Annotated in this window: 16 protein-coding genes; 11 read left to right on the top strand and 5 right to left on the bottom strand. The window is 35.4% G+C overall.

All coding sequences use genetic code 11. The annotated features are described in order from the left end of the window. The first annotated feature begins 2 nt into the window (after window positions 1-2). Window positions 3-311 carry an ArsR/SmtB family transcription factor gene (locus ACN5L8_RS05600; RefSeq protein WP_419172546.1) on the top strand — a complete coding sequence of 103 codons (309 nt, stop codon included), beginning with the start codon at window positions 3-5 and terminating at the stop codon, window positions 309-311. Here the strand turns inward: ACN5L8_RS05600 and ACN5L8_RS05595 are convergent. Then, the gene (locus tag ACN5L8_RS05595; RefSeq protein ID WP_419172545.1) at window positions 308-1,282 is read right to left on the bottom strand and encodes a hypothetical protein; all 975 of its coding nucleotides are present in this window, start codon (window positions 1,280-1,282) and stop codon (window positions 308-310) included. The genes ACN5L8_RS05600 and ACN5L8_RS05595 overlap by 4 nt on opposite strands. A 239-nt stretch (window positions 1,283-1,521) precedes the next feature. Here ACN5L8_RS05595 and ACN5L8_RS05590 point away from each other — a divergent pair, with 239 nt between their 5' ends. The 3 genes from ACN5L8_RS05590 to ACN5L8_RS05580 all read left to right on the top strand — a co-directional run bounded on the left by ACN5L8_RS05590 (window position 1,522) and on the right by ACN5L8_RS05580 (window position 3,099). Beyond that, window positions 1,522-2,346: an endonuclease gene (locus ACN5L8_RS05590; protein ID WP_419168723.1), complete on the top strand. Its 825-nt coding sequence runs from the start codon at window positions 1,522-1,524 to the stop codon at window positions 2,344-2,346. A 4-nt stretch (window positions 2,347-2,350) separates the two neighbouring features. After that, entirely contained in the window at window positions 2,351-2,551 is a 201-nt protein-coding gene (locus ACN5L8_RS05585) for a hypothetical protein (protein WP_115361129.1), read from the top strand. A 95-nt stretch (window positions 2,552-2,646) separates the two neighbouring features. After that, window positions 2,647-3,099, top strand: a complete 453-nt coding sequence (locus tag ACN5L8_RS05580) for a ferritin-like domain-containing protein (protein ID WP_120404399.1) — start codon at window positions 2,647-2,649, stop codon at window positions 3,097-3,099. Between the two features lie 67 nt (window positions 3,100-3,166). Here the strand turns inward: ACN5L8_RS05580 and ACN5L8_RS05575 are convergent, their stop codons facing one another. Beyond that, the gene (locus tag ACN5L8_RS05575; RefSeq protein WP_419172544.1) at window positions 3,167-4,177 is read right to left on the bottom strand and encodes an SAM-dependent methyltransferase; all 1,011 of its coding nucleotides are present in this window, start codon (window positions 4,175-4,177) and stop codon (window positions 3,167-3,169) included. A gap of 76 nt (window positions 4,178-4,253) precedes the next feature. On the opposite strand from ACN5L8_RS05575, the gene ACN5L8_RS05570 reads away from it, so the two are divergent. The 4 genes from ACN5L8_RS05570 (at window position 4,254) to ACN5L8_RS05555 (ending at window position 7,558) form a co-directional block, all read left to right on the top strand. After that, a complete protein-coding gene (locus ACN5L8_RS05570; RefSeq protein WP_419172543.1) occupies window positions 4,254-4,535 on the top strand; it encodes a hypothetical protein in 282 nt (93 codons plus the stop codon). Between the two features lie 56 nt (window positions 4,536-4,591). Further along, on the top strand, window positions 4,592-5,191 hold the full coding sequence (locus ACN5L8_RS05565) for an HAD family hydrolase (RefSeq protein ID WP_419172542.1): 600 nt from the start codon (window positions 4,592-4,594) through the stop codon (window positions 5,189-5,191). A gap of 114 nt (window positions 5,192-5,305) precedes the next feature. After that, the gene (locus tag ACN5L8_RS05560) at window positions 5,306-5,890 is read left to right on the top strand and encodes a TetR/AcrR family transcriptional regulator (protein WP_158536840.1); all 585 of its coding nucleotides are present in this window, start codon (window positions 5,306-5,308) and stop codon (window positions 5,888-5,890) included. Window positions 5,891-5,908: 18 nt separating this feature from the next. Next, complete coding sequence (locus ACN5L8_RS05555) at window positions 5,909-7,558, top strand: AMP-binding protein (protein WP_120404404.1); 1,650 nt, start codon at window positions 5,909-5,911, stop codon at window positions 7,556-7,558. Here the strand turns inward: ACN5L8_RS05555 and ACN5L8_RS05550 are convergent. Further along, window positions 7,538-8,128 (bottom strand): hypothetical protein, encoded by a 591-nt coding sequence (locus ACN5L8_RS05550; RefSeq protein ID WP_419172541.1) that lies wholly within the window; start codon window positions 8,126-8,128, stop codon window positions 7,538-7,540. The genes ACN5L8_RS05555 and ACN5L8_RS05550 overlap by 21 nt on opposite strands. Before the next feature lie 46 nt (window positions 8,129-8,174). Between ACN5L8_RS05550 and ACN5L8_RS05545 the strand changes: the two genes are divergently transcribed. Next, complete coding sequence (locus ACN5L8_RS05545; protein WP_419172540.1) at window positions 8,175-9,500, top strand: hypothetical protein; 1,326 nt, start codon at window positions 8,175-8,177, stop codon at window positions 9,498-9,500. Here ACN5L8_RS05545 and ACN5L8_RS05540 read toward each other — a convergent pair. Further along, window positions 9,487-10,362 carry a LysR family transcriptional regulator gene (locus ACN5L8_RS05540; protein ID WP_419172539.1) on the bottom strand — a complete coding sequence of 292 codons (876 nt, stop codon included), beginning with the start codon at window positions 10,360-10,362 and terminating at the stop codon, window positions 9,487-9,489. The two genes, ACN5L8_RS05545 and ACN5L8_RS05540, sit on opposite strands and share 14 nt — an antisense overlap. 56 nt (window positions 10,363-10,418) lie before the next feature. Beyond that, window positions 10,419-11,627: a hypothetical protein gene (locus tag ACN5L8_RS05535; RefSeq protein WP_419172538.1), complete on the bottom strand. Its 1,209-nt coding sequence runs from the start codon at window positions 11,625-11,627 to the stop codon at window positions 10,419-10,421. 234 nt (window positions 11,628-11,861) lie between these two features. Between ACN5L8_RS05535 and ACN5L8_RS05530 the strand changes: the two genes are divergently transcribed. Next, entirely contained in the window at window positions 11,862-12,854 is a 993-nt protein-coding gene (locus ACN5L8_RS05530; protein ID WP_419172537.1) for an NAD(P)-binding domain-containing protein, read from the top strand. 141 nt (window positions 12,855-12,995) lie between these two features. Further along, window positions 12,996-13,259, top strand: coding sequence for a hypothetical protein (locus ACN5L8_RS05525; RefSeq protein WP_419172536.1), 264 nt, complete (start codon window positions 12,996-12,998; stop codon window positions 13,257-13,259). The last annotated feature ends 107 nt before the right edge of the window (window positions 13,260-13,366 follow it).

Genomic DNA, 13,366 nt, shown 5'->3' with positions numbered 1-13,366 from the left:
CAATGGAAAAACAAGAAATAACACTCGATAAGATATTCAAATCACTAGGTGACCCTATAAGAATGGGGGTCATAAAGCAGCTTATTATTTATGAAGAAGGTTGTGGTGATAAAGAAATGACATGCGGCTCGTTTGATTACTGTGTTAATAAGGCCACTTTTTCACATCATGTTAAAAAGCTTATTGAAGCTGGGATTATTTGTGAGCGAACTGAAGGGGTTAAGAAGTACCTCTTTTTAAACCCAGATATTAAAAAGAAATATCCGGGCCTAATTGAGACTGTGAAAAATAGCTGTTTGTCTTGTGATTAAAATCTTTTTTCAATACTAAGCATCCAGATTGGATCATCGTCAGTATATTCGAAGAATTCTTCATTTTCTTCTCCATATCCTTGAGAGAATCCAGTCTTAATCCTAAAGCCTCTATAGTCATAGTAAATTCCACCGTAAGCGTCGCCTCCAAAGTTTCCATCACCATGAGCATTTCCTTCTAAAGATAACTCCATTCCAAAACGATGACTTCCTCGTTCAATTAAAACTTTATTAGCCTCTAGTAAGAAGTAGACACGCGATCCTTTTCTGATACTGACAAGTTCAACACCTGTTTCTAATGTAATTCGATCAAGTTCACACTTACAATCATATTGGTTCGTATCGAGTTTAACGACCTTTCCAATTGCTGCTTTGGCCGTGACAAAGACATCATTTGTGTCACCTAATTGATTATCGTACATGGAAGTTGTTTCTGGCGTTAAGTTGTTGTGCTTATAAACATGCCATCTTCTTTGCTGACCGATAGCACCCCAGCCACCATCGTCACTATTATTGAATTTCCCAATCCCTGCACCAACTAGGATATAGCTCTTATTATCATACATCTGTGCATCGAGAATATCATCCCAAGTAATATCAAGCTTTGTTACTTCATTAAATACTTGTGGATCATTTGGAAAGAGGTCTTGACCTTCTGGTGTGAAATCTTTTGTGTATATTTTAGATGAAAGAGCGATCTTCCATGTTTCATTTTCTTTAATGATTGCATTGTCAGCACTTGGTGATATTTCAACTTCAGCGCCAAGCCCATGTGTGTAGCCATGGTCATCATCAACGTAGAAGAGTGAAGGCATTAGGTTTAAAAAAGGATTATCGTTATCCATTTGAATTTTTGTTTTCACATGGGAGCGATCTGCATATAGCTCTTTTTCAATATTGGTCACTTCTGCAAAGGCCTGTGTACTGATTGCACATAGTGAAAATGCTAAGGCAAGCTTAGTAAGCTTCATGGTTTTCTCTCTCGTTATTGTTTTCTTAAATATAAGGGAAAAAGGCCTGGATCATGGCCAGATTGTATTATTTTTATTTAGTGTATAGTTCATAAACGAAACAATTGCGCGAGGCGCATGTAAGTTATTGGAATTAAAGACTGTTTAATAGAGGGCCATAAGGCCATTCTAATACTATTAATTAGATTTTTTTCATATTTTGCATTGTTTTAACGTTTTAAGACCGATACCATTTTCCCATGAAAAAAACACACATCGCGGCTTTAATGATTTTGATTTCAGGAATGACTTTTGCAACTTGTGATCAAAGTAAATTCTACTCAGGACTTCCAACCCATCTTTCAGGTTATGAGTTCAAATCAAAACTATCTAATCTTCTAACAAGGACACATCGTAGTCTTTCTTATGATGATCTTCACCAGGCTTATACGAGATCTGATCGTGATAAGACATATGATGGTGATAATACAATTTTAGATATGTATTCTGAAAATCCTAATGGAAGAGACCCTTATAAATTTAGGGCCGGTCAAAAGAAGTGTGGCCAATACAGAAACGAAGGTGACTGTTACAATCGTGAACATTTATTTCCACAAGGTCTATTTGGTAAGAGAAGACCAATGAAAACAGATATTTTCCATGTTTATCCATCAGATGGAAAAGTGAATGGAATGAGAAGCTCGTACCCATTTGGTGAAGTCGGGGAAGCAAGATGGATTTCAGAAAATGGATCCAAACTTGGAAGAAGTAAAGATCCAGCATATCGCCGTACAGTGTTTGAGCCAATTGATGAGTTCAAAGGTGATATCGCTAGAGCAATGCTTTACTTTGCTGTTCGCTATGAAAGTCGAATTCCAAGCTTTCGTTATAATGACATGACAGATGGTTCAAGAGATCAGACTTATAGCACATGGTTTTTGAAAACACTTTTAAAGTGGCATAAGCAAGACCCTGTTAGTGAGCATGAAAGATATCGAAATGATCAAGCATGTCGTTATCAGAAAAACAGAAACCCATTCATTGATCATCCTGAGTGGGCCTTAGCAATTTGGGAAGTTCAATAGGCCAATGCTAAAAATCATCTTAACTCTTATTATAACATTTATATTTCTTGTACCTTTCTTCTCCACACCAATTGGAGAAGAATTGTATTTGAATTATCAAGACACAAAACTGCATGAAACGATTTACTGCCAATATGTAGAATGGTTTGGTGCTGAAGGTTTTGAAAAGATTAAATACTCAGTAAAATGTAAACTCTTACGATAATAAAGTTTAGTTTTACAAATTTCACACCATTGACATTCATCAAACTGCTATCATCTTAATAGTGAGGAAGAGGATACCTTTTGGAGGTTTCGATCATGAAAAAGTTGAATGTTTTCGTATTTATATTCAGTTTGCTTTTTGCTTCCTTCTCCCTTGCCCAAGCTGATAACGTTAGGGCATTAATGATGGCACTCGATGACGAGTATAAGGCACGTGCAATTTATTCTAGAGTGTTGGATGACTTCGGTAGAGTTCGCCCATTTTCAAAAATTATTTATTCAGAACAAAGACATATTGATGCACTAATTCCTTTCTTTGCAAAATATGGAGTCGATGTGCCAGACGATTCATACTACGGGAGAGTTCCTGGGTATGATTCAATTCAACAAGCCTGTGAAGCCGCAATTATAGGAGAGATGGCCAATGTTGAATTATATAATAAGATTTTTGAATTGGCCGATGACCCTGATCTGATTGCAGTATTTGAAAATTTACAGTGGGTTAGTCAAAATCGTCATTTACCAGCTTTTCAAAGGTGTGCTGAATGATTCAGCATATTGTGTTCGTTGACATCCTAGCTCCCTTGATTTCACCCTCTCACGAAATCAAGGGAGTCTAGATCCGAGTTCCCATAACCATAACTTCATTCTTATTTACATTTAGCTGTCTCAAAATACAGTCGTAATCAAGGCTATGTAATTTCTTTTTAAAGCTTTGGAGAATATCGTAGCTGTCACTTCCTTTAAACTTAATGGTAAAGACAAAGTTTTTGCATTTTTGAGGTGTGGCCCAAGTTTCTATTAATTCAAGAATTCTATCTGGAGTACAAATTATATCTGAAACCACCCAATCAAAAACATCCTCAGTCATAAACTTGAAAGCATCTTCAGCGCTGAAGTTCACTTTTGGCATAAGGTCTTCTCTTAGGGGAGAGCGATCAATTGATGTGACTTGTGCTCCCTGATTGAGCGCAACGTAACTCCATCCCCCTGGACATGCTCCAAGATCTACTAATGTTTCATCTTCTTTTATCTCTTTTCCAAGTACGAGTTGCGCTTCCACAAGTTTTTTAAATGCTCTTGATGGTGCCTGCTTATCATCGGTAATCGTTGTGTAGCCACCTGGGAATGGACTAAGAAGATGATCATATTCTTGCCTTTTTACTTTATCGAGAACTGAAACCTTTATGCTTCGATCAGGATAAATGCAGGCCTTAATAAGTGGGCAGTCTTTGAAATGAAACTTTCCTCTCTTTATTCCTTCTTTTCTTAAATTCTTAGCAAGTTTTTGAGATAATAATTCACTGCGGCCACTGGTTACGACTCCGTACTTATTAGAAATACTAAAGACTTGATAGGCTGTTTGTGAAATATTACTCTTCTTTAAAAGATTAACTATCAAAGAGCTCTGTTCTCCAATGCTTCCAGCTGGAATAGTTTGGGTTTCTGGTAAAATGTCCAGAGCAAGACCAAGATAGCTCTTTCTTAATGGTGTTTTTTCATCAATTTCTAAAATCGGTAGCCCATCAGGACTTGTGATTTGAGACTTCTTGATGGAAAATTCATCCATGACCTCATCTTTGAGGAACTTTTTCCAGGTATTATCTTTTGGCATTAGTAGGTGCATAAATGAGAACCTAGCGAGAAAATTAAGTTCCGTAGAGGGAAAATGTAAAATTTTCTAGATTAATAGAAGGATAAATATGTATTCAAGCTCAAGAAGATATCGCAAGAATGATTGGTGGGACTTTATGACTGTTATTGACCAGGAGTTAGACAGAGATGAAGGCCCAATGACTTACTATTATATTCTTGATGAGCTTAAATGGCGTATGGTGGACTCTGTATCAGAGGGCGAAACTTTTAAAATTAAGAAAAAGGCCCAAGAATTAAAAGATCGTATGGAAAAGAGTAAAGAAAATTGGAGTCTTGATTCTGATGCGACTCTTATTGAATTAAACTCTTTATTAGAATTTCTTATTTAAATTTATATTACTGATCTATATCATGAACAGATTAAGTAGATTTGATAAAATTAATTATGAAAAAGAATCTAAAAATCACTCTATTTTCTCTTTTTACAATTATCTCATGTGCGGCCATTGGCTACTTTGCCTCTGATTCACAAGAAACCACCACAACTGAAAGATGGGTTTTCTTCGACCTTGGGGATACGATAGTTAATACAAAAGAAAGTGGGAATTATCACTATTATCCTGGTGCTTTGGAGTATATACGCTCCTTAAAAGAAATGGGTATTAAGGTTGCTATTATTTCTAATATTCCTGAGTCATTTGGTGAAACCTACGATCAGAAAATTAAGTCACTCAATCAATATGTAAAGGCCCATTGGAATGATCAAGACCAATTTGACCTTACTATCTTTCATAAGGTTTACATTCCAATGAGTAATGATGAGCTAAAGCCCGCGCCATACATATTTAATAAGGCGCTAGACGAAACTGGTCGCCATCCAAGCCTTTATATTTCTGAAGCTTTTGATGAAGTTGAAGCAGCAAAGCAACTTGGTTTTGCTGGATTCCACTTCGCCGCTGGTGTAGGGCAGGAGAAAGTTGAGTCAACTCTTTATATTGAACTCAGTGAAATCGTGGACTATATCGATCAAAATAGTCATCTCTAAAGTCTAAATATATTACGTATTTGTCGTTACCTAGAATAAGCCTCTTGAGTCGAGGCTTTTCTTATGGCATATTGTAGAGTAATCGTCTAGACAACTTGTCTATAGGAAGTGAAAGTGAAGCAGGATTCGAAAGAGGCCATTTATGAAGGCGTTCTTAATTTATTAGATGAAGTTCCCATTTTAGATTTAAGTGTTTCAAAGCTAAAGAAGCATACTGGTCTATCAACAGGAACTTTTTATTATCATTTTCCAAATGGTATTGAAGATATCTTTAAATCATTATTCGTTAAATTAACCTCAAGAATTAGAAATGAAGTTTATCAAGCTGCTATATCGGCCAAAACAATTGATGAGACACTAGACGCGTTGGTTACAACATATTTCAATTGGCATAAGAACAATTTAAGAGAGAGTAGTTTTTTTTGGAGAGTGTCTGAATCTGGCTTCTCTGAGATTCGCCACCTTATTCAAAAAGAGTATCGCTCCCTATCTACTAAGATCTATGAAGTCTTATGTGAGCAAGGAGAGTCTGAAGGTGTAAAAGTCATTTCTCCAAATATTTTAGATGCCTTTCTTTACGGAGCTGCAAGAGAGCTTATCCATTCTTGGATAGGGCGAGGGCGAAGAGAAGAAGAATTTGAAAAAATGCGAGTTGAATTTATCGATGCACTACACCGTGCATGTATTGATAAGAATTAAGGGATATACGAGGAAAATATGGATAAGATTTGGCTAGATAGCTACTCTAAAAATGCATCATTTGAGATTAACCCAGATAGCTACAATAGTATTGTCGAAGTAATAGATGAAACTTGTAGTAAGTATCAGGACCGCTCAGCATTTATAAATATGGATGTTGAGATGACTTATGGTGAAGTTGCTCAAAAATCGGATGCCTTTGCTAATTACTTAATCGAAGAGCTAAAACTGAAAAAAGGTGATGTCATCATGATACAGATGCCAAACCTTCTACAATATCCTGTTGCCCTTTACGGGGCCTTTAAAGCCGGTCTAATTGTTGTTAATACGAATCCTCTATACACTGAAAGAGAGGTTAAAAAAGTTTTAAAAGACTCTGGAGCAAAGGCAATTGTTATTTGTAGTAACTTTGTCTCAAAACTTGAAGCGGCTATGGCCGATAGTAAGATTGAGCATGTAATTACAACTGATATTGGAGACTTTTTTCCTTTCTTAAAAAGAAACCTCGTTAATTTTGCCATCAAATATATTAAGAAGATGGTTCCATCTTATAAAGGAACATACACGTCTTTAAATACCGCTATTGATAGAGGAAGTAAGCTAAAAGCATCATATCCAAAGCTTTTAAATACTGACATTGCACTTCTTCAATACACTGGTGGAACGACTGGGAAAACAAAGGCCGCTGTACTTACTCACCGAAATATTATTGCTAATATGCTTCAAATGGCCGTTTGGATTAAGTCTGGTCTAGGGGAGGGAGAGTATAAAGTTCTGGCCCCTCTACCAATTTATCATGTCTTTACATTCTCTGTTAATATTCTTGGTTTCTTCTATATGGGAACAACTAATTTATTAATTACTAATCCACGTGATCTCGATTCTGTTGTAAAAGATATAAAAAAACATAGGCCTGAAGTCGCAACAATTGTGAATACTTTATTGCAGGCATTGCTTAATCATCAAGAATTTCAAAAGCTGGATCTAAGTTATATGAAATTGAGTGTTGCTGGTGGTATGGCACTGAAAGTAGCAGTTAAGAAAAAATGGGAAGAGATAACTAAGTCAAGTGTCGTCGAAGGTTATGGCCTAACTGAAGCTTCTCCTGTTGTAACATGTAACCCAGTTGATGGAAGAGATATCGCTGGATCGATTGGTATTCCACTTCCTTCGACAGATATCAAGATCGTTGATGAGCAAGAAAATGAGCTGGGCCTTAACGAAGAAGGGGAGTTGTGTGTGAAAGGTCCCCAAGTTATGCAAGGTTATTGGAAACAAGAAGAAGAGACAGCTAAGACATTTACTAAAGATGGATGGCTTAAAACAGGTGACTTTGCTTGTATTGATGAAAAAGGCTTTGTTAAAATTCTTGATCGTAAAAAAGATATGATAGTCGTATCTGGCTTTAACGTTTATCCAAATGAAGTGGAAGAAGTTCTTCTTGAACTTGACGGTGTTCAGGATGTTGCGGCAATTGGAGTCGATAATGAAAAGTCAGGAGAGGTTGTAAAAGTCTTTATCGTAAAGAATAAAGAAATTACAAAAGATGATATTAAGAACTTTTCTAAGAAGAATCTTGCTGGTTATAAAGTACCAAAAGAGATTGAGTTTAGAGATGAGTTACCAAAGAATAATGTTGGAAAAGTTCTAAGAAGGGAACTTCGCTAGAAACTCTTTCATTTCATCTTTCCAAATAAGACTGCGGGCCTTTGGATTACATCTTGTTGGCGTTGGCCAATACCAGATATGATCAATAAGGTCTGTACTAAGTCCATTTTGTTCGAAGAAGCCTTCAAGTAAGTTTTCAATTCCTTTTTTTCTACGACAAGTAAAGAACATAGGCTTTGTTTTCAATAACTTTTTAAACTTTGGTGAGGCATGTTTAAAGTCCACGTTATTTTTCTTATGGGCCGCAAATAAAACAGTATCAGAAGGATCGTCTTTATCTTTATTTGGAACCTTGGCAATATTTACTATATTGCTCATAGCAATGCCCCACTTTTCTAAGAAGGCATACTTTTCTTCAATAGTAAGTTTTCGAGCTTCTTTTTCTGGTTCAAACAAGAATTGTAAAACTTTCCAAAAGTGATTGCGATTATTATTGTAATAAAAGAATTCACCATCGGGTTTTTCACCATTTACAGTACGAGCATTAATAGAGCCCATAGTTCCTAGAATAATTAAATTGGTTTCTCCCTTTGGGATAAATAGAGGAATTTCATCTTGATGTGTAGCCATATACCTAGGGTATCATAAATAGAAGAAATTATGCTAAAATTAGAAGGTGAAAAATAAATGTAAGCTAAGAGCTCTTCTCTTTCTCCTTTTGAATATAAATGTACTCGCTATAAGTGTGAATATTAGCACTTATAAATCACGAAATGAGATCGTAAAGAGGGAATCTGAGAGCTTTGGTCGATATATTGTTGTAAAATTTGGTGTCTTTGATTTAAAGACTAAAAAGCTAAAGGTTAGTGGTGCAAGTGTAATTAATAAATATCAAGAAGAAGATCTTAATTGCCTAGAGCCTATAATTAAAAGCGCAACAATGAGTGAGACTCAACTAGAGGACTTTTCAAAGTTTGTTGAATTTAATGATCGTTTTTTTCAAACGCAGTATGGTGTCTTAGTTGAAAAGTCATGCCTTGAAAAATCCAATCGTAAATATATCGAGTCAAATATTTTAAAGTCATATAAAGATGGCCTTAGTTGTTTACAAGAACTTGATGGTGAAGGCTCGAAAGAATTACTTCTTAAAATGAATAATCTCTTTAGTGACCCTGATAATAAACCAAAGATCTTTTGTTCAGAAACAAATGCAGATATTAAGTCCAAAGGAATTAATTGGACTGATGCTAAAGCCTATGCCAGCGCTTCAGATGAATTTAGTAGTAATGAAATGAAGCATCCGTTTATCTCTTTAGGACAACAGTGGCGTTGGCAAGATAATGCTTATAGTTTCCGTGGTACACTTTTTCATGAGTTCATTCACAATACAGGATGTATTCATACTAAGACTATAGAGAAGTCTTATACTTGCCAGACATGTTGCTTTAGTGAAATCGATAATCCTAATGCAATGATGAGCCCTGCTCAAAGTGCAGTCGAGCAAAAAGAAGTTGCTTGTAAAATATGTCGTTCTACTTATGAAGGGATTACAGATAAGAACTACTTAAGAGATTATGCTAAATTTAGTATTCTCGGCGGACAGACCTCATTTCTTCTACCAGTTTTAAAAAGCTATATGAAAGAGCGTCCTGGCGATGACTTTGCTGTGGAGATCTTTGTTGAAGCAGATAATAACGGGCCGTTAGCGAAAGCACTTTTATCAAATAAAGGGCCCGTTACAAAGTATGAATTACTAGCTGAAATCGTTAAGGAGTATGCAAAAGGTAATTATGTCCAATCAGCTAAGTTTATTAGAAAATTAAAGCAAGAGCGTAAGTACTTTACAAACAATCAATACTCTTCGATTTATGAAGAAATAGAAAAAGATCTGCTATTTATGTCCTTTGGAAACCCTGAGATTAAGATTCAGGATACTAATCCATTTGATAATCTATTTAAACAATCCAAAGACTTTCTCTCTTCTCCTGTTAGCTTAAAATAGCAATTTGAAGCTTTTCAAAAATGTAATCTTTAAAAACCTTAACATGCTTTGGGATATGTTTAGAAGGTGGAGATAGAACGAATAGAGAACGTTTGAAATAGGTAAATTCTGGCAAAACTTTTGTAAATATATTTGTCGCAATTTCTTTCTTGCAATAAAAGGTTGGAAGGGTTGCAATGCCTTGTGAGTTACTCACATATTGCTTTAATAGTGGAAAAGAGTTTGTTGAAAAATGACTTTGTAGATCATTTAATTTCTTCTTTGTTAATGGCGTCCCATAAACATCTTTTAATAATCCAATAGAGTGATGTTTTAAATCATCTTCTTTTAAAATTCGTTCATTAGTATTTAGATATTGATTTGAAGCAAAAAGGGCAACTTCAATATCGCATACTTTCTTTTGAATTAAGTTCGAGTCTTTTAGTTTCCCAATTCTTAATGCAAGATTGAGCTGGTGCTCCTTAAAATCAAGAATATCATTCGTTGAATAAAGCTGAATCCTTATAGATGGGTATATTCCCATGAACTCATTTATTAGTTCCATTAAAATCTCTTGCGAGAGGTCTTCTGGAGCTGTTAGTTTAATGGCTCCTTTCATCTCATCATTATTTGTTTGGAGTTCTCTGACAGAATTTTCTAGGGCTTCTATTGGCTGTCTAATTGATTGGAGTAGGTGCACTCCCTGTTGTGTAAGTGATATTCCCCTTGGGCCACGTATGAGTAAGTTTGATTCGATTAAACTTTCGAGCTTAACTAAGTCACGACTAATTTTAGACTTTGGATGACCTAGTGCCTTTGCTGCTTTTGTTAAACTTCCTAGTTCTGCAACTTTTTCAAAAATCTTAAGTAAATTAAAGTCCATTATATTGCCCCGTAGAGTGTTCACTTATAAGAACATTCTACGGGTATTCTTATGAATTATGCAACATTACTCATATTTAGTGACTCATTCATCTGTAGTGTTTGTGAAATTAACTTCTTCCCGGCATCATTAATTTCTCTTAATGTTTGCTTTAAACTGTCTTTGAAATTACCCAGGTCGCGTAGGAGTCCATGAAGTTCACCTGAAGATGTTGATAATTTTGCAGCTTCAATCTTTCCACTTATGCTTACCATCTCTAAACCAATTGATAACTTCTTTACATCATTACAAACACGCTCAAAAGTTCGAAACTCTTTTTGAATTTCTTGAAGGCTATCTTTTGCACGTTTTATTTGTTCAATTCGCAATGTATTTAAAATTTCCATTTCATTAGATTTTTGAATTGGTGTTGGCTTTGTTTCATTCTCAAAGAAATTATGTATCTCTTGCTGAAGAATGGAATTACAAACATAGAATTGGCATTCTTTTACCTTTTGCTGCACTATCTTTCCTGATTCCACAAATTTATTTATTTCAGTGTGTATTTCTTTGGCTAGATTATCGTACTGAGAAGAGATCGTTGCAAGGGAAGCGGCTTCTTCACCAATTCGTGCAGACTGGACTTCTAGATTCATTGGTACAAGTGAAGTTTTCTGATATTCCTCAAAAATTAATTCTGACTTATTCTCAAGAGTTGCCCCTGAGTTCAACGCTTCTTCTAGTAACTGTAATGCGTTTATAGGCCTTTCTCCAAGCTCTATTTGTCTTGCGTTAAGTTCTGCCATTAGTGCTTCAATCATAAATTGTCTGTAGTCCTGAAAACCAAGATCTTTTACAACTGAAATTAGAATATCTTGAGACTCTTTTGGTGAGAGTCTCTTCTTCTTTTCAAGATGATATAACTCTTCATACTTCTCTTGAATGATTGCAAAGTATTTACTGCTTGGTTTAAGTCTTACTGATAAGTAGCCATCATCAATTGGTGAGACTAGCGCAAATACCCAGTAATTACTTCCGTCTTTAGCTTGATTGTTAACATATGCACCGATCATTTCATTGCGGCCAATGGTATCCCAAAGAAGTGAAAAAACTCCTCGTGGCATTGTTGGATGCCTGACAACCTTATGTGGCTTACCCAGCATTTCATCCCACTCATATTGGCTTACTCGTTGAAATACAGAATTACCTGATTCGATAATTCCCTTTTTATTGGTTCTTGAAAAAAATAATTCATCATAGCCGAAGCTACTTTCTCCTTCTGTCACTCTCTCTCCCTAGTTGTAATTAAATTCATTTATCCTCTCGTAATTTATATTATTGATATTACGTCGGTAAAAAAAGATGATTGTTCTCACTGAATTAATTTCCTTGAGAGGGGTTTAAGGAATCTTTACGCTGTGTTAACAATGTATTGATAATTTAAATAAAAAATCTTGCTATGATGATTGTCATCTTAGGTTGGTTAACAATGTAAATTAGTTTAGTTAACGAGGTAAATAATGTACGAAGAATTGAGTTTATATGAAGTTGTCATTATCGGTGCTGGGCCTGCTGGGATTAGTTTAGCAACAGAGGCATGTGAGAAAGGAATTTCTCCAAATAATATTCTCGTTCTTGAAAAGGCCAAGGAACATTCTTGGGCCATCAGAAAATTCTATCCAGAAGAGAAGATGGTAACGGCCAATTATAAGGGTAATGATGTTTCATGTACTGGACATTTATGTTTAATGGATTCGACAAAGAAAGAAACATTGAGTTATCTCGATAAGGCAATCGCAGACTATAAGCTTAATGTCGTTTATGAGAAGAGTGTTGATGAAATTAAGAAATTAGCAAATGGTCAATATGTTGTTTGCTCTGGTGAAGAATGTTTTGTAACAAAAACAGTTGCAATTGCAATTGGTGTTATGGGACGTCCAAATCGTCCTAGTTATAAAATTCCAAATGAAATAACAAGTAAGATCCACTTTGATTTAACTAGTAATCTCGTTAAAAATGAGAAAGTCTTAGTTGTTGGTGGTGGGGACTCAGCAAGTGAGTACGCCCAATATCTTGTTCAAAATAAGAATGATGTCACTTTCAGTTATCGTAGAGAATCAATTAGTCGTATGAATGACATTAATCACAAGACACTTCTTGAACTTGGAAAAGAAGGATTATGTGATGTTAGGCTAGGAACTGATATTGATTCAGTTGAAGAATCTGATGGAAGAATTCAAGTCAACTTTAAAGATGGAAAGCAAGAAAAGTTTGATCATATTTTTTATGCACTAGGTGGTTCAACACCAAAGAACTTTCTAGAGACTATCGGTATAAAAATGTCTAAAGAAGGTCCAGAAGTTAATGACTTCTTTGAGTCTAAGCAAGAAGGAATCTTTCTATTAGGAGATCTTTCTGCCGGCCGAGGAGGAGGAAGTATTAATCTTGCATTTAATAACTCTCACAAGGCCATGCAAGAGATTTGTGATATGTATCTCGATTGTCCTAAATAATTAGTACTTGTTTCAAGTCATGGGCAACTGTAAAATGTTGTGATGAAGGAAACTAATAAATTTCAGGAGAAATATCTCGATTTGCTTATTTATTTATCTTCGAAAAGAAGAGGAATAAAGGCGCGTCTTAAGAAGTCTTTATTGAGACTCAAAAGAGGGCTTGAGCAAGAAGGAGTTGAGACGCGAGAGATGTTTTCTATCTATGGCCGCTATACAAAAGGCTTGGCAACTAAGGAAGAGATGGTCTTGGCCAATAAGCAATTTGTAGAAATCCTAAAGGGGCTTGGAGTAGGGGTTCTTTTAGTTCTGCCGTTTGCACCTCTGACTCTTCCTTTTGTCGTAAAACTAGGACAACGTTTAGGTATTGATATCATTCCTTCATCTTTCAGTGATAGAGAAGATTAATTCTTTTACTAATTCTTATATTATTTCAGGTAGTTATGCTTTGCTTTAGGTAAGTGAGGCCCAATATAAATAATTGCTGTATATATTTCAGCGTATATTCCTATTTG

It is taken from the genome of Halobacteriovorax sp., from assembly GCF_048381875.1.
Lineage (GTDB): Bacteria > Bdellovibrionota > Bacteriovoracia > Bacteriovoracales > Bacteriovoracaceae > Halobacteriovorax_A > Halobacteriovorax_A vibrionivorans.
Note: the sequence above shows the minus strand (reverse complement) of the source record. Positions and strands in the feature narration are given on the sequence as shown.